21 protein-coding genes and 2 tRNA genes are annotated in these 19,048 nt (G+C 74.4%); 12 read left to right on the forward strand and 11 right to left on the reverse strand.

Features of this window, described 5'->3' with window-relative positions; all coding sequences use genetic code 11:
• Positions 1-2 precede the first annotated feature (2 nt).
• Both AB1207_RS17270 and AB1207_RS17275 read right to left on the reverse strand, forming a co-directional pair.
• Complete coding sequence (locus tag AB1207_RS17270) at positions 3-716, reverse strand: hypothetical protein (RefSeq protein WP_367639644.1); 714 nt, start codon at positions 714-716, stop codon at positions 3-5.
• Positions 713-1,075, reverse strand: coding sequence for a PadR family transcriptional regulator (locus AB1207_RS17275; protein WP_367639645.1), 363 nt, complete (start codon positions 1,073-1,075; stop codon positions 713-715). The genes AB1207_RS17270 and AB1207_RS17275 overlap by 4 nt, the downstream gene beginning before the upstream one ends.
• 74 nt (positions 1,076-1,149) lie before the next feature.
• Here AB1207_RS17275 and AB1207_RS17280 point away from each other — a divergent pair, with 74 nt between their 5' ends.
• Complete coding sequence (locus AB1207_RS17280) at positions 1,150-1,752, forward strand: hypothetical protein (protein ID WP_367639646.1); 603 nt, start codon at positions 1,150-1,152, stop codon at positions 1,750-1,752.
• A 128-nt stretch (positions 1,753-1,880) separates the two neighbouring features.
• Here the strand turns inward: AB1207_RS17280 and AB1207_RS17285 are convergent.
• Positions 1,881-1,953, reverse strand: a tRNA-Ala gene (locus tag AB1207_RS17285).
• 13 nt (positions 1,954-1,966) lie between these two features.
• The gene (locus tag AB1207_RS17290) at positions 1,967-2,083 is read right to left on the reverse strand and encodes a DLW-39 family protein (protein ID WP_367639647.1); all 117 of its coding nucleotides are present in this window, start codon (positions 2,081-2,083) and stop codon (positions 1,967-1,969) included.
• Positions 2,084-2,197: 114 nt separating this feature from the next.
• Here AB1207_RS17290 and AB1207_RS17295 point away from each other — a divergent pair, with 114 nt between their 5' ends.
• The 10 genes from AB1207_RS17295 (at position 2,198) to AB1207_RS17340 (ending at position 12,237) form a co-directional block, all read left to right on the forward strand.
• The gene (locus AB1207_RS17295) at positions 2,198-3,310 is read left to right on the forward strand and encodes a glycosyltransferase (protein WP_367639648.1); all 1,113 of its coding nucleotides are present in this window, start codon (positions 2,198-2,200) and stop codon (positions 3,308-3,310) included.
• Positions 3,307-4,680 (forward strand): O-antigen ligase family protein, encoded by a 1,374-nt coding sequence (locus AB1207_RS17300; protein ID WP_367639649.1) that lies wholly within the window; start codon positions 3,307-3,309, stop codon positions 4,678-4,680. The genes AB1207_RS17295 and AB1207_RS17300 overlap by 4 nt, the downstream gene beginning before the upstream one ends.
• A complete protein-coding gene (locus AB1207_RS17305) occupies positions 4,668-5,786 on the forward strand; it encodes a glycosyltransferase (protein ID WP_367639650.1) in 1,119 nt (372 codons plus the stop codon). Before AB1207_RS17300 ends, AB1207_RS17305 begins: the two co-directional genes overlap by 13 nt.
• Positions 5,783-6,922, forward strand: coding sequence for a glycosyltransferase family 4 protein (locus tag AB1207_RS17310; protein WP_367639651.1), 1,140 nt, complete (start codon positions 5,783-5,785; stop codon positions 6,920-6,922). The genes AB1207_RS17305 and AB1207_RS17310 overlap by 4 nt, the downstream gene beginning before the upstream one ends.
• On the forward strand, positions 6,922-8,385 hold the full coding sequence (locus AB1207_RS17315; protein ID WP_367639652.1) for a lipid II flippase MurJ: 1,464 nt from the start codon (positions 6,922-6,924) through the stop codon (positions 8,383-8,385). The genes AB1207_RS17310 and AB1207_RS17315 overlap by 1 nt, the downstream gene beginning before the upstream one ends.
• Before the next feature lie 32 nt (positions 8,386-8,417).
• Positions 8,418-8,960 (forward strand): GNAT family N-acetyltransferase, encoded by a 543-nt coding sequence (locus tag AB1207_RS17320; protein ID WP_367639653.1) that lies wholly within the window; start codon positions 8,418-8,420, stop codon positions 8,958-8,960.
• Positions 8,957-9,838, forward strand: a complete 882-nt coding sequence (locus AB1207_RS17325; protein ID WP_367639654.1) for an alpha/beta hydrolase — start codon at positions 8,957-8,959, stop codon at positions 9,836-9,838. The genes AB1207_RS17320 and AB1207_RS17325 overlap by 4 nt, the downstream gene beginning before the upstream one ends.
• Positions 9,839-9,965: 127 nt before the next feature.
• Positions 9,966-11,540: a methyl-accepting chemotaxis protein gene (locus AB1207_RS17330; RefSeq protein ID WP_367639786.1), complete on the forward strand. Its 1,575-nt coding sequence runs from the start codon at positions 9,966-9,968 to the stop codon at positions 11,538-11,540.
• Positions 11,541-11,614: 74 nt separating this feature from the next.
• Complete coding sequence (locus AB1207_RS17335) at positions 11,615-11,764, forward strand: hypothetical protein (protein ID WP_367639655.1); 150 nt, start codon at positions 11,615-11,617, stop codon at positions 11,762-11,764.
• Positions 11,765-11,859: 95 nt separating this feature from the next.
• On the forward strand, positions 11,860-12,237 hold the full coding sequence (locus AB1207_RS17340; RefSeq protein WP_367639656.1) for a VOC family protein: 378 nt from the start codon (positions 11,860-11,862) through the stop codon (positions 12,235-12,237).
• A gap of 3 nt (positions 12,238-12,240) precedes the next feature.
• On the opposite strand, the gene AB1207_RS17345 is transcribed toward AB1207_RS17340, so the two are convergent.
• Together AB1207_RS17345 and AB1207_RS17350 are read right to left on the reverse strand one after the other, a co-directional pair.
• Complete coding sequence (locus tag AB1207_RS17345) at positions 12,241-13,362, reverse strand: glycosyltransferase (protein ID WP_367639657.1); 1,122 nt, start codon at positions 13,360-13,362, stop codon at positions 12,241-12,243.
• The gene (locus AB1207_RS17350; RefSeq protein ID WP_367639658.1) at positions 13,359-14,774 is read right to left on the reverse strand and encodes a sugar transferase; all 1,416 of its coding nucleotides are present in this window, start codon (positions 14,772-14,774) and stop codon (positions 13,359-13,361) included. The genes AB1207_RS17345 and AB1207_RS17350 overlap by 4 nt, the downstream gene beginning before the upstream one ends.
• A gap of 189 nt (positions 14,775-14,963) precedes the next feature.
• On the opposite strand from AB1207_RS17350, the gene AB1207_RS17355 reads away from it, so the two are divergent.
• A complete protein-coding gene (locus AB1207_RS17355; RefSeq protein WP_367639659.1) occupies positions 14,964-16,355 on the forward strand; it encodes a tyrosine-protein kinase domain-containing protein in 1,392 nt (463 codons plus the stop codon).
• A gap of 6 nt (positions 16,356-16,361) precedes the next feature.
• On the opposite strand, the gene AB1207_RS17360 is transcribed toward AB1207_RS17355, so the two are convergent.
• The 5 genes from AB1207_RS17360 to AB1207_RS17380 form a co-directional block, all read right to left on the reverse strand.
• Positions 16,362-16,949: an arsenate reductase/protein-tyrosine-phosphatase family protein gene (locus AB1207_RS17360; protein ID WP_367639660.1), complete on the reverse strand. Its 588-nt coding sequence runs from the start codon at positions 16,947-16,949 to the stop codon at positions 16,362-16,364.
• A gap of 16 nt (positions 16,950-16,965) precedes the next feature.
• Positions 16,966-17,979, reverse strand: coding sequence for an AAA family ATPase (locus AB1207_RS17365; RefSeq protein WP_367639661.1), 1,014 nt, complete (start codon positions 17,977-17,979; stop codon positions 16,966-16,968).
• A gap of 40 nt (positions 17,980-18,019) precedes the next feature.
• Entirely contained in the window at positions 18,020-18,421 is a 402-nt protein-coding gene (locus AB1207_RS17370) for a VOC family protein (RefSeq protein WP_367639662.1), read from the reverse strand.
• A gap of 75 nt (positions 18,422-18,496) precedes the next feature.
• Positions 18,497-18,570: transfer RNA gene (locus tag AB1207_RS17375), tRNA-Ile, on the reverse strand.
• A 64-nt stretch (positions 18,571-18,634) separates the two neighbouring features.
• A complete protein-coding gene (locus AB1207_RS17380) occupies positions 18,635-19,006 on the reverse strand; it encodes a DUF3566 domain-containing protein (RefSeq protein ID WP_367639663.1) in 372 nt (123 codons plus the stop codon).
• Positions 19,007-19,048 lie beyond the last annotated feature (42 nt).

Below are 19,048 nucleotides of genomic sequence, written 5' to 3' on the forward strand. Positions count from 1 at the left end.
CGTCAGAGCGGGCGGACCGCCCACGCGCGCGCCGTGACGAGTGCGACGGCGGCGGCCCCGAGGACGAGTCCGCACTCGGTCAGCACGACCGGTGGGGACGTGCTGAACCCGCTGACGTGCCCGACCCAGACCGCGACGGGCAACGAGAGCGCCGCCGAGGCGGGCAGGCCGAGGGCACCCGCGCGCAGCGTCCGGGTCAGGCCGACGGCTGAGCGCAACGCCCACCGGACGCACCCCAGGACAGCGGCCACGAAGCCGACGCCGAAGACGACGTAGCTGCCCAGGACGATCGGCAGGTACCAGGACGGGTCCTCGCCGGCCGCCGCCCTGACACCGGCGCGCCCGAGCAGCGCGGCGGCGGCGACCTCCAGGGACCAGGCGGTGAGCGGGAGGAGCAGGACCAGACCGGCCGCCACGGCCAGACCCGCGCCTGCTCCCGCCGCGGCGAGCAACCGGCCGTACATGGGCCAGGCCACGAGCCACCCGTTCTCGCGGGCGACGTCGGCGGCGAACTCCCGCACCGACGTGCCCAGCACCGACTCCGGCGTGCGGCCCTCGCGGTACGCGTCGTGCAGGTCGGCCGCCACGTCGCGGGCGACGACGTCGCGCAGGGCACGTGGTACGCCGAGGAGCCGCCACTCCCGCTGCACGCGGGCCACGACGCGGCGCACGTCCTCCGGGAGGGACCGGTCCTGCGACGGCAGCGGCGAGATCACGCGCCCCTCCCCGCCCAGACCCCGGTGCTGCGCAGGACGGTCTCGACGTCGAGGGTCGCCCGCTGCCACTGCGCGAGCCAGTCGTCGAGGGCCTCCCGACCCGCGGCGCTGAGCGAGAACACCTTGCGCGCGGGGCCGACGGGACTCGCCTCGGTCTGCTCGTGCAGGAGCCCTGACCTGCGCAGACGCGTGATCATCGGGTACACCGTGCCGTAGCTGACGTCCCGCAGACCCGCCTCCGCGAGGCGGGAGGCCAGTTCGTAGGCGTGGCCCGGCTGCTGGGCCAGGGCCGCCAGGACGCAGAGGTCGAGGGATCCCCGCAGCAGCTGCGCGCGGCGGTCCGGCGCGTCCGGTGTCATGCGTCGCAAGGTAGCTCAGTCGAGGCTCCCCGTCGAGGGTCGACGTCCCGCGCCGGGTGCGCCACCCTCGGACGGTGACCTCCGTCCCAGCGCCTGTCGCCTCGGTCCTGCCGCTCGCAGCCGCCGGCCGGCTCCTCGGGGACGTCGACCGGATCGCGGGAGTCCTCCGGTCGTCGGGGTGGACCCGCGGGACGTCGGGCGGGGTCTGGGAACTGCCCTCGCACCCCCGCTGGTCCGCCGTCACGGGGTGGTCCGGAGAGCACGTGTCGGTCTTCGAGGGCGGCGACGTGCAGGACCCGGTCCCCCTGGCCGACCTGCAGGTGGTGGCGGACGAGCTGGCGGCGCTCGCCGACGCCAACCCCGCGTTGCGTCCCGGGGACCCGGACACCGACTGGCGTTCCTGGGTCGGGGACGAGGTGCGGGTCGACCTGGGGACGTCGCCGGAGAAGGACCTGGGAAAGGTGGTCGTCCCGGCCGTCCTCCAGCTGGCCCTGGAGAGCGCCCCGGCCCTGGACGTTCCGCTCGATCCCGACGCCGCCCGGCGGACCGCCGTCGACGGTTCGCCGGACGCCCGGTGGACGCTGGCGGGCGAGCGCGACCTGCCCGACGACGTCGTGGCGCTGCTCGCCGCGTCGCACGACCCGGCGGTGGTCGCCGCCCTGGGCGCCCGGGCGTGACGGACAGGCAGGTCGTCCCGGCGTTCTGCCGCTTCGCCCGGCGGGTGCTCGACGCCGTGCTGGGGTGACCCCCGGGGAAACGCACGAGGCCGGTCACGTCGTCGACGTGACCGGCCTCGTGGCGCCGGTGGAGGCAAGGGGACTCGAACCCCTAACCCCCTGCTTGCAAAGCAGGTGCGCTACCAATTGCGCCATGCCCCCGGGTGGTGCCGAGTCAGCGCACCGTGTCGGTGGCCTCGGCCCACAGTTCGCGCTCCGCCTTCTGCGACGCCCGTCGGCGCCACGCGAAGACTCCTCCGGCGAGCAGCCCCACCAACAGCACCTTCTTCACGCTCGGGCCTCCTCACAGGACGGGTCGCGGCGGACACCCGCCGTGACGCGGAAACGCTAGCACGCTGCGTGATCGCGCTCAGGTCGACGACGGGGGTGCCGACCGAGGGGTGTCATGACCACGGACCCCGGCCTGCGCATCGCCCTGGTGCACGAGTGGATCGCGGCGCGCGCGGGCGCCGAGCAGGTCTTCGAGGTGCTCGCCGGCGTGTGGCCCGGCGCGGACCTGCACGCCCTCAGCGCCGCCCCGGGAGTCCGGCTGGACCTCGGCGGCCGCGCCGTCCGGACCACGGCGCTCGACCGGTTCCGCGACCAACGCGCCCTCGCCCTGCCGCTGATGCCCGTCGCCTGGGCCCGGCACGCGCGCGACGTCCAGGGCAGCTACGACCTCGTCGTCACCTCCCACCACGCGTTCGCGACGTCGAACCGCCTCGTCGCCCCCCACGGCGTCCACCTCGCCTACGTCCACACCCCCGCCCGGTACGTCTGGAGCCCCGAGCTCGACGGCCGCGGGACGTCCCCGCTGCTCGCGCCGGCCCGCCGGGCGCTGGCCGCGGCCGACCACCGCGCGGCCCGCAGGGTCACCGCCTTCGCCGCCAACAGCGCCGAGGTCGCCCGCCGCATCGAGCGGTTCTGGGGCCGCGACGCCGTCGTCGTCCACCCGCCCGTCGACGTCGCCCGCTTCGCCGCCACCGGTCCGGACACCCTCGACCTGCCCGACGGGTTCCTCCTGGCCCTCGGCCGCTTCGTCCCGTACAAGAACCACCTGCTCGCCGTCGACGTCGCCGAACGCGCCGGCCGTCCCGTCGTCGTCGCCGGCACCGGGCCGCTGCTGCCCGTGCTGCGCGCACGCGCCGCGACCGCCGCGGTCCCCGTCGTCGTCCTCGACCGCCCCTCGCACGACACCGTCCGGGAACTGCTGCGGCGCGCCGCCGTCCTCGTCTTCCCCACCGTGGAGGACTTCGGCATCGTCCCCGTCGAGGCGATGGCGTCCGGGACGCCGGTCCTGGCCCCCCGCCGCGGCGGGTCCGGGGAGACCGTCCTGGACGGCGTCTCCGGCGCCCTGGTCGACGAGCTGACCGTCGACGCCCTCGTCGAGGCCCTCCCGCGCGCGGAGGCCTGCCGTCCGGCCGACTGCCGGACGCGCGCCCTCGCCTTCGACGTCGACCGCTTCACCGCCCGGATCCGCGACTGGGTCGGTGAGCACACGGGGGTGCTGCGCCCGTGATCCTCGTGCTGGCGCTGGGCCTGGCCGGCGCCTTCACCGGTCTGCTGTTCTGCGTCACCGCCACCGACCGCACGCGCCTCACCGTGGCGGCGTTCCTCGCCGTCCCGCAGGTGTTCGTCGGTCCGCTGGGGACGCTGAACCTGCCGCTGAGCCAGTGCTGGGTCATCCTCATCGCCGTCTGCTGGCTGCTGGAGCGCAAGGAACTGCCCGTCCGCGACCCGGTGTTCCGGGCGGTCCTCGTGCTCGGCGTCACCCAGGCCGCCGCCATCAGCTGGTCCCCGGACCCGATGGTCGGGATCCTCGAGGTGGCGCGGCTGATCTCGTTCGCCTTCCTCCTGCTGTACGCCGCGCGGGTCGAACGGGTCCGGGCCGGCGCACTCACCGGGCCGTTCACCGTCGTCCTGTGCTGGGCCGTCGTCAACGCGGTCCTCGTCTGGGTGTTCCGGCTCTCCCCCGCCGTGGAGTCGGTGTTCCTGCAGTCCCCGCTGGCGCCGCTCATCGTCGGCCCGGACGCCATGACGGCGTTCTTCGACGGCGGCGCGAACAACGTCACCGACCCGCTGAAGTCCGGCGGGTTCTTCATCAACGCGAACGTGTCCTCGATGTTCCTCGGCGTCGCGACGTTCTGCTTCCTCGCCCTCGGTGTCGGGCTGCGGGGTGCGGAGCACCGCCGCCGCAAGCGCCTGTACGCCGCCGGTGCGCTCGTGTGCTGGTCGGCCACCTTCATGACGGGGTCCAAGACGGCGGCGGCGCTCGCGCTCGTCCTGCCCCTGGCGGTCCGCGGCGTGCAGGTCCTGGGACGCCCGAACGCGCGCTGGTTCCTGCCGCAGGCCGGGGCCGCCATCGGGCTCGGCGTCTGGCTCGTGCCACGGCTGCTGGAGAAGTACGTCCCCGGCTACGCCGACGCCTCCACGGAGAGCCTGGCCAGCCGCGCCCCGATGTGGGAGTTCGCGATGACGATGTTCCGCGAGCACCTCGTCCTCGGCCTCGGGTTCGGTGGGTGGTCGCGGACCATCGAGCAGTTCGCGGCCCTCGGCATCGAGACCCTCCCCCCGCACAACCTCTTCATCGCCGCGTGGGCCTCCAGCGGTCTCCCCGGCGTCGCGGGGCTGCTGTTCCTGGCGGTCACGATCCTCGTCGTGCTGACCGCGATCGTGGTCAAGAACGTCGGGACGCACCTGGCCCGGACCACCGCGTTCGCGCTCGGCGCGTGGTGGTGGGTGCTCATCCACGGCATGGGCGACAACACCGCCGTGTACGGCGAGGCCAAGTCGATGATCCTGCTCGCGATGCTGCTGGGGCTCGTCACGAGCCGGCTCGCCGCGCACCGGGCGGCGGTCGAGCGCGAGGCGGTCCCGTGCCCCGCGTAGCCGTCGTCCGGCACACCTTCGGGTTGCCGTCCGAACCCTTCGTCCTCACCCAGGCGCGGGCCTTCTCCCGCTGGGAACCCGTCCTGGTCTCCCGGGACGCGGTGCCCGCCGAGGTCGCCGGCGGGTTGCCGTCGCACTCGCTCGTCGACGCCGCCGGGCCACGCGCCGCCGCGCTCCACACGGCCGGGCTCGCGTCCGGTCCCCTGACGGCGGCGTTGCGCGCGCTGCGAGTGGACGCGGTCCTGGCCCACTTCGGGTTCGAGGCCTCCTGCGCGCTGCCCGCGACCCGGCGCGCCGGGGTTCCGCTCGCGACGGTGTTCCACGGCGTGGACGCGACCACCTCCCGCGCGGAACTGCTGCGCGCACGGCACGTCTCGTGGGCCACCTACGCGCGACGTTCCCGCGCGCTGGCCCACCGCGGTGACCTGTTCCTGCCCGTCTCCGACCACCTGCGCCACCGCGTCCTGGACAGGGGTTTCCCCGCCGACCGCACCGTGACGCACCACCTGGGCATCGACCTCGACGTCCTGCCGGCGGCCGACCCCGTCCCGGGAACCCTCGTCCACGTGGGGCGCCTCGTCCCGAAGAAGGGGCACGCCACGCTGTTCCGGGCCCTCACGGGGATGGCCGGCGTCCGGCTGACGTGCGTGGGCGACGGGCCGCTGCGCGCCGAACTCACCGCACTGGCGCGCGACCTCCGGCTCGACGTGGAGTTCACCGGCGCGCTCGACCACGCCGAGACGCTGCAGCGCATCGCGCGCTCGTCGCTGCTGTGCCTGCCCAGCACCACCGGACCCACGGGCGACCAGGAGGGACTCGGCCAGGTCCTCCTGGAGGCCGGGGCCCTCGGTCGTCCCGTCGTCGCCACCCGGCACGGCGGGATCCCCTCCGCGGTGGTCGACGGAACCACCGGACTGCTCGTCCCCGAACAGGACCCCGACGCCCTGGCCGCCGCCATCCGCCGGGTCCTCGAACGCCCACGACTGGCCGCCGACCTCGGCCGGGCCGCCGCCGCGCACGTGCGGGAGAACTTCGACGTCCGCGTCCAGACGGCACGGCTGGAAACCCTGCTCGACAGCCTGCTCGCCGACGGGGGTCCGCGGTGAACCGCCGGGTGCTCGTGCTGACGCGGTCCCTGCCGCTGCACCACGCGGGCGGGATGGAGTCGGTGACGTGGGACCTGTGCCGCGCGCTCGCCGCCCGCGGCACCGACGTCACGGTGGTGACGACGCGGGTTCCGGGTTCTCCCCCCGAGTTCCTCGCGGACGGTGTCCGCGTCCGCGCACTGCCCGGAACCGTCCCCGGCCGGTACACGCGCTCGTGGTGGAACGCGTCCCGCACGGCGGTCGCGGCGGACCTGGCCCGAGGCGTCGACGGCGTGCTGTCCGTGAGCGCCGGGGGTTTCGGCGTCCTCGACCTCGCCCGGTCCGCCGGTGCTCGGTGCGTCCTGCAGGCGCACGGGACGTCCGTCAACGAGATCGTCTCGAAACTCGGCGGTCGGCGACTCAAACCCCTGATCTCGCTGCCGCGCAACATCTCCGGGCTCGCCAACGACGTGGCCACCTACCGCCGGTTCCACGACGTCGTCGCCGTCGGGCCGAGCGTCGCGCAGTCGCTGACGCAGTTCCCGCTGGGGCGCGCCGTCGGGATGCCACCGGTCCACCTCCTCGAGAACGGCGTGGACACCGACGTGTTCCGACCGGACCCCACCGCCCGCGAGCGCGTGCGCGCCGAACTGCACGCCTCCGGTCCGCTGTTCGTCGTCGTCGGTCGGCTGCACCCGCAGAAGCGGGTCGACCGGTCGGTCCGCCTGCTGCGGGAGTTCCCCGACGCGACCCTCGTCCTCGCCGGCGACGGCCCGGACCGCACGGCCCTGCAGACCCTGGCCCACGACCTCGACGTCGAGGACCGCGTGCGGTTCCTCGGGGCGGTCGACCGTTCCCGGGTTCCCGGGGTGCTGGCGGCGGCCGACGTCTCGCTGCTGACGTCCCAGTGGCGCGAGGGACTGCCGATGGCCGTCCTGGAGTCCCTGGCGTGCGGAACCCCCGCGGTGACGTCCCGGACCGCGGCTCCCGTCGAGGGGACGAACGTTCCCCGGGTCGACGCGGCGGACCCTGACGACCTCGCCGCGGCGGTGCGCCGCCTGCTGAGCCACGGGAGACCGGGGACGTCCCTGCTGCCGGACCGGTACGCGTTGTCGGGGGTCGCCGCCCGGTACGCAGCCCTGCTCGGCGTCCCGTGATGCGCGACGGCGTCCGCCGCCTCGTCCTCGGCGGTCTGGCGGGGAAACTGCTGGGGATGCTGCGCGAGGTGCTGCTCGCGGCCGCCTACGGGACGGGGGTTCCCGCGACGGCGACCCGCGTGGCGCAGACGGGAACCCTCGTCCCCGTCGACTTCTTCACGGCCGACGTCCTGTCCGCCGGCTTCCTGCCGCTGCACAAGGAACTCCTGCGGACCGACCCCGATCGCGCCGACCGGTTGTTCCGGGCCCTGCGTCGCGGGCTCTGGGTCCTGTCCGCGGTCCTCGTCGTCGCGCTCGTGGCGGGTGCGGGAACCGTCGTCCGCCTCGTCGCGCCGGGACTGGAACCGGCGACGGCGGCGACCTGCGCGGAGTTCCTGCGCGTCATGGCGCTGGGCATCCCCAGCTACCTGCAGTTCTCGCTGCTGAGCTACCTCGAGATGTCGCACGGCGGGTTCCGCCTGGCCGGCGTGCGCGCCACCGTCCAGAACCTCGGGATGGTGGCCGCCCTCGGCGCGGCGTGGGCCCTGGGCGAACCCGTCGTCCTCGCGACGGGGTTCGCCCTCGCCTACCTCGGGCTGCACGCCTGGGGCGTCGGGCAGGTCGCCGACCTCGTGCCCCGCGGCCCGACGACGGGGGCGCGCGAGGTGCTCGCGCAGGTCTGGCGGCGGGTCCGCCCCCTGCTGCTGCTGCCCGTCGTGCTCCAGGGGTCCGTCGTCACCGAACGCGTCGTGGCGTCCCTGCTCGGGGACCAGGTCGTGGCGGCCGTCGACTACGCGCGGTTCGTGGCGACGACGGGGGTGAACCTGCTCGCCGTCCCCCTCGGGCTCGCCGGGCTGGCCGCGCTGGCCGGTCTCGACCGGACGGCCGCCCGCGAGCGCCTCGCGGGGACGCTGCCGGGGTTGCTGCTCGTCGTCGTCCCGGCCTCCGTCGTGCTGACGGTCGGCAGCGCCCCGGTCGTGCAGGTCCTCTACGCGCGGGGCGCATTCGACGCGTCGGCGGTGACGACGTCGGCCGCGGTGCTGACGGGCTTCGGCGTGGGGTTCTGGGCGCAGTCGTGCGCGTACGTCCTCGTCAAGGCGCTCAACGCGGCGGGACGGAACCGGACGGCCGCGGGTGCGCTCCTCGCGGGTCTCGTCGTGACGCTCGCCGTGAACCTGTCGCTGCACGGCGTGCTCGGGCCGGTGACGCTCGGGCTGGCCGCGTCGGCGGGGGCGGTCGTGACGACGGTCGTCGCAGCCCGACCCCTGGGGGTGGCCGGCGTGCTGGGGCGGTGGTTGCTGGCCTGCCTGCCCGTCGCCGCTGTGGCCGGGGTCCTCGGCTGGTGGGTGGGGCGGGACCTGAGCGGCTGGGTCGCGCTGGTCGCCGTGACGGGGGCGGTCGGTGCGGTGTGGGCGGCCGCGTGGCTCGGGGTCGGGCCGTGGCGACGGGTCGGCGTCGGGATCGTGCGCGGATCACAGGCGTAGCGTCAGATCCGCCGGAGGACGAGGAGGGCGCCGTGTTCGCAGTGGACCTGGGCGACGGGGCACGGCTGCGCCCCCTGGAGGTGCGGCACGCGGAGGAGTTCGCGGCGCACCTGGACCGGGCCCGCGAGCACGTGCGTCCGTGGGTGGGGGCGTCGTTCCTCGCCGAGGGTGTCGACGGGGCCCGCTCCACGCTGTCCCGGTACGCCGCGTCGCAGGCCGAGGACGGCGGACGGCTCATCGGCCTGTGGCTGGGGGACCGGCTCGTGGGCGGGGTGATGTTCGTGACGTTCAGCGCCGCTGCCGGCACCTGCGAGCTGGGCTGCTGGCTGGAACCCGTCGCGGAGGGCCGCGGTCTCGTCACCCGCGCGTCACGGGTGCTGCTCGAGCACGCCTTCGACGAGCGGGGCCTGCACCGCGCCGAGTGGCGCTGCCGGGCGGACAACGTGCGCAGTGCCGCGGTGGCGCGGCGGCTCGGGATGACGCTGGAGGGCACGCTGCGCGAAGCGTGGCGCTACGGCGGGACGTGGCACGACAAGCAGGTCTGGGGGGTGCTGGCCACGGATCCGCGGCCGTGAGCGTGCGGTGGGAAGACCTCGCGGCGGAGTCCCGCGCCTTCTACGCCCGTCGCGGTCCCCGGCGGGGCCCGTCGTCCGCGCCGGAACTGCACACCGCGCGCGAGCGGATGCCGCCTCCCGTCGCGGCCGTCCCCCCGGCCCGGCCCGCGGTCGTCCACGCGCTCGGCCGGGAGGTGCCGGTCCGGGTGCACGTCCCGACGTCACGGCCGGTCGCCGGCGTGCACCTCGAGGTGCACGGGGGCGGCTTCGTGATCGGTTCCGCCGCGCACGACGACGTCCGCTGCCGCGCGCTCGCGGAGGCCACCGGACTCGTCGTGGTCGGGGTCGAGCACCGGCTCGCCCCCGAGCACCCGTGGCCCGCCGCCCCGGACGACGTCGAGACGGCCGCGCGCTGGCTCGTCGACGTCGCCGTGGACCGGTTCGAGACCGACCGGCTCACCGTCGGCGGGTTCTCCTCCGGTGCGACGCTGGCCCTCGGGACGTCGCTGCGCCTGCGCGACGCGGGGGTTGACGCGTTCTCGGGAGCCGCGCTGCAGTTCGGCACGTACGACCTCAGCGGGACGACACCCGCCGGCCGGCTCATCGCGGACGAGTTCTTCCTGGGCGCCTACCTCGGCCCCGGGACCGACCGCACCCGACCCGACGTGTCCCCGGTCCTCGCCGACCTCACGCGCCTGCCGCCCGTGCTCCTCGTGGTCGGCGCGGACGACGTGCTGCTCGCCGACAACCGGGCCATGGCCGAGCGGATCGCCGCGGCCGGCGGGTCAGTCGAGCTGAGCGTCTACCCCGCCTCACCGCACGGGTTCACCGGGCACGACACCTCGATGGCGGCCGCGGCGCGGGCCGACGTCGCCGCGTGGCTGGGGTCGCTCCGCTGAGGTCGACACCCGTTCCTTCCGGCACCTGGTCGCCGGTCAGGTGAGCCGAGCGGCGTCCGATGGGGATGCGGACGGGACCGGGTGGGCCGGGCTCCGCCGTCGTCGAGAGGTGGTCCCCGTGGCCCGGATGCGTGACCTGCGAGTGAGCGTGAAGCTGGCCCTGGGCTTCAGCCTCGTGGGGGTCCTGCTCGTCCTCGTCGCCGGCGTCGGCATCCAGCGCCTCAGCGCCGCCCAGACGAAGATGGACTACCTGTCGACGTCGGGGATCGCCTCGGTCGACAGCATCGACAAGGTGCAGAACGCCTTCACCACCCTGCGTCTGGACATCGCCAACGCCGCCCTCACCCCCGACGCCGCCGGCACCACCGCGGCCCTCGCGCAGACCGACAGCGACAACCAGGCCCTCGACGCGGCCTGGACGACCTACCAGGGCACCGACCCCGCGGCGTCCGCCGCCGCGCAGCAGGCGTACACCGAGGCCATCGCGTCCTACCGCAGCGCCGCCCAGGGCCTCGTCCCGCTCGCCGAGGACAACGACCTCGCCGGCTTCGTGGCGCTCCGCGCCTCCACCGTGACGCCCGCGGGGGACAAGGTGGGCCAGGCGCTCGCCGAGATCAACAAGGCCGAGGCGGAGTCCGCCGTCCAGCTGGCCGCCGAGGGCAAGAGCGCCTACCGCCAGGCCGTCGCCGTCCTCGTCGCATGCGTCCTGGTCGCCCTGCTCCTCGCCGTGGTGGTCGCGGTCCTCATCTCCCGCTCCATCGCCCGGCCGCTGGGACGTGCGGTGACGGTCATGGAGGGTCTGGCGCAGGGCCGCCTGGACCAGCGCGTCGCCTACGTCGCCAAGGACGAGGTCGGCCGGCTGTCCGCGGCCACCGACACCTCCCTGGAGTCCCTGTCGGCCACCGTCGGCCGCATCAGCGCCAACGCCACCACCCTGGCCGCCTCCAGCGAGGAACTCACCGCCGTCGCCACCCAGCTGTCCTCCGGCGCGGAGGAGTCCGCCGCCCAGTCCCACGTCGTGTCCGCCGCCACCGAGGAGATCACCGCCTCCATCGGGACCGTCGCCGCCGCCGGGGAGGAGATGACCTCGGCCATCCGCGAGATCGCCTCGGCCACCGCCGACGCCTCCGCGACCGCCGCCACCGCCGTGGCCGCCGCCCAGGACGCCTCGCAGACCCTGGCCCGCCTGTCGGCCTCCAGCCGCGAGATCGGCGACGTCGTCAAGCTCATCACCTCCATCGCCGAGCAGACGAACTTGCTGGCCCTGAACGCCACCATCGAGGCGGCCCGGGCCGGGGAGATGGGCAAGGGCTTCGCCGTCGTGGCCGGGGAGGTCAAGGAACTGGCCCAGCAGACCGCCCGGGCGACCGAGGAGATCGTCGCCAAGGTCGGCGCCACCCAGGCCGACGCGCAGGCGGCGACGGCCGCGATCGAGCAGATCGGCGAGGTCATCGTCCGCGTGGACGCCCTGCAGGCCACGATCGCCGCGGCGGTGGAGCAGCAGTCGGCCACCACCGCCGAGATGGTCCGCAACGTCACCGAGGTGTCCACCGGGTCGCAGGAGATCTCCGTCAACATCTCCGGGATCGCCGCGGCGGCCTCCCAGACCACGACGAGCGCCGGGCACACCGCCACCACCGCCGACGAGGTCGCCCGCTCCGCCGCGGAGCTGAACGCCCTGGTCGGCACCTTCCGCCTCTGAGGGACGCTGAGGGACCGGGCCCCGGATCGTGCGGAACCCCGCGCGGTCCGGGGCCTCGGCCTAGGGTCGGCGGGGTGTTCCGCAACCTCGTCGACCACCCGTGGATCCTCGTGATCCTCTTCCTGCTGCTGCTGGCGGTGGCCGCCGCGGTGGTCATCGGGGTGGTCGTCCTGCTCGTGCTCAAGGGTCGGCGCCGCCCGCCGGGCCCGGGGGCCGGGTCCTGACGCGGCGGTAGCATCCGGGAGTTCCCGGCCACCGCGCCGTCACCCCACCCGACGAGCACAGCCTCCGTCCGGCCCCTGACGCGTGGAGGACTCCGATGACCCTCGACCTGCCCCCGACCACCTACGGCCGCATCGCGGCCGGCGTGCCCGTCACCGACGTCGAGCGGGCGCTCGGCTTCTACCGGGACGTCCTCGGCCTCGACGTCGTTGTCACCAACGGCGACCCGACCGGCTTCGTCATCCTGCGCCGCGGTGCGGCCGAGCTGCACCTGACGCTCCAGCGGGGCCACAAGGCAGGGCTGCACAACGTGGCCCACCTGCTGGTGGACGACGCGACGGCCCTGCACGACCACCTCGTCCGGCACGGAGCCCGCATCGTCAAGGGCCTGCGGGACGCGGACTTCGGGCTGCGGACGTTCGTCGTCGCCGACCCCGACGGCAACCGGGTCGACGTGGGCGAGCCGCTGCGCTGACGGTCAGCCGGCGAGGAGCTGACCCGCGAGCGCCCGCAGGTCCCGTCCCCGGCTCTCCCAGTCGTGTCCCTGGGCGAGCCGGGTCATCCGCGCGGGGCGGGTCGGGTCCTCGTCGGCGAGGAGCTGCAGGACCCGGGCCACGAAGGTCGCGGGGTCCTGGACGAAGACCGCACCGTCGACCGGCGCCACCGCGGGCAGCGGGGTGCTGACGACGGGCAACCCCGCGGCGAGGTACTCGAACGTCTTCAGCGGGGAGATGCCGCGCGTCAGCGGGGTGCTCCGGTACGGCACCAGCCCCACCGAGGACGCCGCCAGTTCGCGCGCGAGCGCGGCCGGGGCGAGCGGGCCGACGAGCTGGGCGCCCGCCGCGGTGAGGTTGCGCCACAACGGGTTCGCCGGCTCGACGACCGGACCGACGAGCCGGAGCCGACTGCCCAGGGCCCTGGCCAGCTCGAGCAGCAGCTCGCCGTCGAGTTTGTGCGGAGCGAGCGTCCCGGCGAACACCACCGATGTTCCACGGGAAACATCCGGATCCTGGGCCGCGGCACTGAACAGGGCGACGTCGCACACGTTGAGCAGGCAGCGGGTGTCCGCGAACCCCTGCGAGCGGAGGTGGTCCTCGATGGCCGGGCTCGTGCCGATCGCGACGTCGGCCTCCAGTCGCCACTCGGCGGCGAGCAGCCGCCCGCGGTGGACGCCGGGGTTCTCGTGCAGCAGGTCGACGAGGTGGTAGACCGTCCGGTCAGCCCGCCGTTCCAGGCCGTACGTGAACGGTGTGTACGTCCACAGCAGCCGCGGACCGGGGTGCTCGACCCAGCGCCGGAGCTGGCGGTGCAGCAACGCGGAGTTCACGCGCCGGGTGCTCGGGGCGTGGTGCGGGATGACCCGGGGCGTGACGACCTCGACGCCCTGCGGGACGGGCCGACCCTCCAGCGCGGGCGCGGACCGCAGTCGGCGCACGACGCGACGGGCGTCGGAGGGCCGCAGGGACCGGGTCCCGGTCCCCTCGGCGAACACGACGGGCCAGTCCGCGGCGAGGGCCCGGGTCACGTGGTGCTGGTTCGTGGCGACGGGGGCGTTCCAGTCGGCGGTGCCGAGGACGAGGACGAGGGGCGTCTCGTTCACCGTCCCGCCGCCGAGAGCACCTGACCGACCGTGCGCAGGAGGATCTTCACGTCCAGCCACAGCGACCAGTTCTCGACGTAGTGGTTGTCGAAGCGGGCGCGCTCGGAGATCGAGGTGTCCCCCCGCAGACCGTGCACCTGGGCCCAGCCGGTGACCCCGACGGGCACCCGGTGCCGCCACAGGTAGTCGTCGTAGTCGAGCGTGAACTGCTCCACGAAGTGCGGGCGTTCGGGACGCGGCCCGACGAGGGACATCTCCCCGCGCAGGACGTTCCACAGCTGGGGCAGCTCGTCGAGGGAGAGGCGGCGGAGCCAGCCGCCGACCGGCCCGACGTTCTCCTGGGCGTTCCAGCGGACGTCGGAGGAGGCGTCCGGACGCATCGTGCGCAGCTTCAGCAGCGGGAACGTGCGGCCGTCCAGCCCCACGCGCTCCTGCCGGAACAGCGGACCGGGCCCGACCTCGTGGCGCACGAGCGCGGCGCACACCAGCAGGACGGGCATCGCCACCACGAGACCGAGGGCCGAGGCGGCCACGTCCATGACGCGCTTGAGCGGCCACGTCACGGCACGGAACGCGGGCCGCCGCAGCTGCACGAGCGGCACCCCCCGCACGGACTGCACGAAGCGGTGGGTGTTGGTGACCTGCCAGAACCGCGGCACGGTGAAGATCTCGACGGGCAGGCCCTGGCAGCTGCGCAGGACGTCGACGACGACCATCTCGGGCACGTTGGAGTAGGCGATGACGACGATGTCGGCCGCCTGCTCGGTCACGAGCCGCTCGAGGTCGGCGATGCCACCGAGCACCGGCAGGGGGCGCTCCCCGGCGGACAGCCGCGGGTCGTCGTCGATGAACCCCACCGGCAGGAGACCCTGCTCACCGGACTGCAGGTGCTCGACGATCTGCGCGCCGAGCCCACCGCAGCCGACGACGAGGGTGCGCATGGCGATGCGGCCCGCCGTCCGGTACCGGACGCGCAGGACGTACACCACGGCGCGCGCGCACAGGATCAGGACGGTCTGGGCGAGGGCCACCAGGAGCGTGCTCCGCTCCACGTCACCGATGCCGAGGGCGCCGTCCGCGATGGACGCGACCCCGACCGAGGCGATGCCCGCCCCCGCCAGGAGGGGCAGGTCGTCGAGGATGCTGAGGTCCATGCGCGGGCGGTAGAGGCCGGCGAAGGCGTGGACGACGAGGGCCGCCACCGAGAAGACGACGACGGCGGGGTCCCCGTGGCCGAGCAGCAGCACGACGGCCAGGACGCACACCGCGTCCGTGGCGAGCAGCAGGGTCGCGAGCTGGGAACGGTTGCGACGCGCGCGGCGCAGGGATCCCCACGAGGGGCGGCGGACGGCAGCCGTCGATCCAGCACCGGCCGAGCGCGCGCTCGTCCCCGGTTCGCTGGTCGTGGCCACGTCGGTCCTCCAGGTCGGCGTCCCCGTAGCACACCGCCCGGGCTCAACACCGTTCTTCGTCGTCCCGACGGCGTGTCGACTTGAGGTGTCCGGCCTCCTGTCCATCGTTTCAACCCGTTCGGCGGGTCCCCTGCCGACAGGAGGACCCGTCCGGGTCAACTGGCCGGGACCTCGGCCGATGGACGAGCCGTGGACCTCGTCGACTACCTGCGCGCGCTGCGCAAGCACTGGATCCTCGTGGTCCTGTCGGTGCTGCTGGGCAGCGGGGCCGGCTTCGGCGCCTACTCCACGAGCGCCCCCGTGTACCGCGCCGACTGCCTCATGTTCGTGTCCATGTACGACACGGGCAACGCCGCCCTCCTCATGCAGGGCAGCATGTTCACGCAGCAGCGCGTCCAGTCGTACACGAGCGTCCTGGAGAGCCCCAAGGTCCTCACCCCGGTGATCCGCGAGCTGGGCCTGGACACCACGCCCCGCGCCCTCGCCGAGCACGTGGGTTCCAGCGCCCCCATCGGGACGGTCCTCATCGAGGTCACCGTCGACGAGTCCTCGCCCCAGCTGGCCGCCGACGTCGCCAACTCCATCTCCCGGCACTTCGGCACGGCGGTCAGCGAGCTCGAGCAGGCCACCCCCGAGACGATGAGCCCCGTCCGCATCAACGTGCTGCGGCCCGCCGAGGTCCGTCGCGACCCGATCGCCCCCGACCTCGTCAAGATGCTGGCCCTCGGCCTGCTCGCCGGCGCGGTCCTCGGAACCGGGCTCGCCATCCTGCGCGAGGTGCTCGACACGACCGTCAAGACGCTCACCACGATCTCCGACCTCGGCGCCCCCGCGCTCGGGTCCGTGCCCGCGGGCGAGAGCGGCGACCGCCCCGAGCTCGTGGTCGAGGGGTCCCGCTCCCCGCAGTCCGAGGCCCTGCGGCAGGTCCGCACCAACCTGCAGTTCGCCGACGTCGACCACCCGCCGCGCCTGGTCGTGGTGACGTCCGCGCTGCCCGGGGAGGGCAAGAGCACCACCGCGGTCAACCTCGCGCTGACGTCCGCGGCCGCCGGGTTGCGGACGATCCTCGTCGAGGGCGACCTGCGGCTGCCGCGGGTCGCGGACTACCTCGGCGTCGAGGACAGCGCCGGCCTGACGACGGTCCTCGCCGGCCGCGCCGACCTCGACGACGTCCTGCAGCCCTACGGCGACACCGGCCTGTCCGTCCTGGCCGCCGGCCCCATCCCGCTCAACCCCGCCGCCCTGCTGGGCTCCCGGCACATGAGCGAGCTGCTGCAGCGGCTGCGCGACCGCGCCGACCTCGTCATCGTCGACAGCCCGCCGCTGCTGCCCGTCGCCGACGCCGCCGTCCTGGCCCGGCAGGCCGACGGCGCCGTCCTCGTCGTCAAGCACGGCAGGACGACGCGCGAGCACCTCGCGCGCGGTCTGGAGCGCCTGCGCGCCGTCGACGCGACCGTCCTCGGCGGGGTGCTGACGATGGTCCCGTCGAAGGCGTCGGAGTACAGCTACGCCTACGAGTACGGCTACGGCTACCAGCCGACGACCCCCGCCGACGCCGAGCACGTCCTCCTGGAGCGCTGAGCGCGCTCAGACCACCGCGACGACCGCGGCCAGCGCCTCGTCGAGCCGCCGCGCGGCCTTGACCTGCACGTCCAGCTTGGCCCGGTGGACGTCGTCGACGTCGTCGCTGGCCGGGTCCTTGGGCGCCGTCGGCCCCCGCCACGCCGGGGCGGCGGCGACGAGCGCCTTCCAACCCGCTCCCGGCGAGGCGCTCGCGGGCAGACGCCCCTCCGCACCGAGCATCCGGGCGATGCGCGCCAGCTCGAGCACCGTGAACACGCGCCGCTGCGCCGAGGGGACGAGCGCGATGACCGCGCCGCGCTGCTCGCGGGTCATCGTCAGCACGAGGTCGGCGGCGCCGACGAGCTGCGCGTCGAGCTGACGCCCGGACTCGCCGCCCGTCAGGTCGGGACGCCCGACCTTCCGCAGGACGGTCGCGACGTCGGTGTCCACCGGCTCCCCGACCAGGGCCGTCGTGCCGGCGCTGGCGACGCGGATGGTCGCCGCGCGTTCGCCGAACCGGTCCGCGAGGTGGTGACGCAGCAGCGACGCGGCCATCGGCGAGCGGCTGACGTTGGCCGTGCAGACGAGGAGGACCTCGAACCTGGTCCTCACGCCGGCCCCACCGCCCTCACGGGGCCATCTTGAGCATCTGCCGTCGTTCCCGCAGCGCGGCGAGCAGCGCACCGGTCTCCACCTGGGCGGCGCCGTCGAGGATGCACTGCTTGGCCGCCAGGGTCGCCGCGGCCGAGACCTGCTCGTGGCTCAGTCCGCTGGCGGTGGACGCGACCCGCGGCCACTCCACCGCGGACAGGTCGAAGCCCCGCAACCGGCGCAGGACGACCTCCTGCACGACCCCGGTGCTCGGCAACGGGTAGTCGACGACGGTGTCGAAGCGGCGCAGCAGGGGACGGTCGAGCAGCTGGGGCCGGTTCGTGGTCACCACGAGGACGCCGGCGGAGGCGTCGGCGTCCAGGAACCCGGTGAAGGCGCGCAGCACGTCCCGCAGGCGGGTGCGGCTGCGTTCCCCGCCGTCGGGGTCGATGAGGGCGTCGACGTCGTCGAACAGGCAGACCGCACGGCTCTGGGCCATGAGGTCGAAGACGAGGGACAGCTGCGCGACGGCGTCGTCGGCCGGCAGATCGGCGAAGGCGTCGAGGCGGGCCGTGAAGACGGGGACGGCCAGTTCCGCGGCGAGCACCTCGGCCGTCATGGACTTGCCGGTGCCGGACGGTCCCGTGAGGAGCAGCTTGCGCAGCGGCTGGAACCCCCGGGCGCGCAGGACGTCGGCGTGCCGCTGCTCGGTGAGCACGCGGTGCAGGCGGGCCATGACGTCGCTGCCGAGCGCGAGGTCGGCCAGGGTCGTGCGGGGGAGGGCGACGGTGAGGACCCGGGCCAGCTCCCCGCGCGGCTGGACGACGGTGGTCGGGGCGGCGGGCGGGGGCGGGCTCTGCGGCCGGGCGGCCGACCGCCGGGTGTCGAGCAGCGCCCGCAGGTCCTCGACCTCACGCGCCCGGTCCCCCTTGCGGCCGGCGCTGTCGAGCACCTCCGTCAGGGCGGCGCGGAACTTGGCGTCGTCGCCGGCGGTGTGGCTCTCCACGAGCGCCTTGACCTGTGCGGCCGTGGCCAGCAGCCGTCCCTCCACCATTGGATCTTACCGTGGGTAGTTCGACCGTCACGGGTCTTCAGGCGACGAAGAGGCAGAAGGGATGGCCGGCCGGGTCGGCGTCGACGTAGAGGGGCTCGTCGGGATCGTCCGTGCGGTCGAGCAGCAGCGTCGCGCCGAGCTCCAGGGCCCGCTGCTGGTGGTGCTCCAGCACCTCGCGGTCGGGCACCGTGAAGTCGACGTGCACCTGCTGCGGGACCCGCCCCGTCGGCCACGTCGGACGGGGGAGGTCGTCGACCTGTTGGAACGCCAGGACGCGGGACCCGTCGCCCTCGGTGAGCACGAGCCAGTCCGCGGGACCCGTCCCCTCGTCGCCGTCGCGGTACCTCAGGCCCAGCAGGGCCCGGTAGAACTCGGCGAGGGCGCGGGCGTCGGTGGTGTCCAGCACCGTGTGCAGCGCGCGGGGGAAGGGGACGTCCACCGCGCCACCGTGCTCCTGCTCGGCCGCCCCTGCACGACGAAGCCCCCGTGGACGACGTCCACGGGGGCTTGGCGGTGGGCCTAGGAGGACTTGAACCTCCGACCTCTTCCTTATCAGGGAAGCGCTCTAACCGACTGAGCTATAGGCCCGTTCGCTGCACGCAGCGGAGACAACCTTACCGGACCCGAGCGGGTGCTCAGCACCCGCGGGAGCTCAGTCGTCCGAAAGCGTGACGTGCAGACCACCGACGAGGGCGGCGGACACGTTGTACAGGAACGCGACGATCGTCGAGAGCGCCGTCAGCAGCACGACGTCCACCACGGCGATGACCGTCGCGAGGGACAGCACCTTGCCGAAGCCGACGTAGTCGAGGAGGTCGAAGTCCACCTCGTTGCCGACGACGTCCTTGAGCAGGCCGTTGAGGTCGGTGAAGACCCCCATGCCGTCCAGGACGCTCCAGATGACCGCCGTCGCCACCACGAGGGCGATGCCGACGGCCACCGAGAGCAGGAACGACAGCTTGGTGATCGACCACGGGTCGACGCGAGCCAGCGTCAGGCGCACGCGGCGGGGGACGGAGTCCACACCGTTGCGGGGCTTGGACTGGCCGGACGCCTGCCCCGGGGC

Origin of the sequence: Kineococcus endophyticus, assembly GCF_040796495.1 — a bacterium.
GTDB lineage: Bacteria > Actinomycetota > Actinomycetes > Actinomycetales > Kineococcaceae > Kineococcus > Kineococcus endophyticus.

Coding starts and splice junctions, on each gene's coding strand:
- AB1207_RS17340 (WP_367639656.1), top strand. CDS start 11,860: ATGACCCTCGACCTGCCCCCGACCACCTACGGCCGCATCGCGGCCGGC.
- AB1207_RS17330 (WP_367639786.1), top strand. CDS start 9,966: ATGCGTGACCTGCGAGTGAGCGTGAAGCTGGCCCTGGGCTTCAGCCTC.
- AB1207_RS17275 (WP_367639645.1), bottom strand. CDS start 1,075: ATGACACCGGACGCGCCGGACCGCCGCGCGCAGCTGCTGCGGGGATCC.
- AB1207_RS17295 (WP_367639648.1), top strand. CDS start 2,198: ATGACCACGGACCCCGGCCTGCGCATCGCCCTGGTGCACGAGTGGATC.
- AB1207_RS17315 (WP_367639652.1), top strand. CDS start 6,922: ATGCGCGACGGCGTCCGCCGCCTCGTCCTCGGCGGTCTGGCGGGGAAA.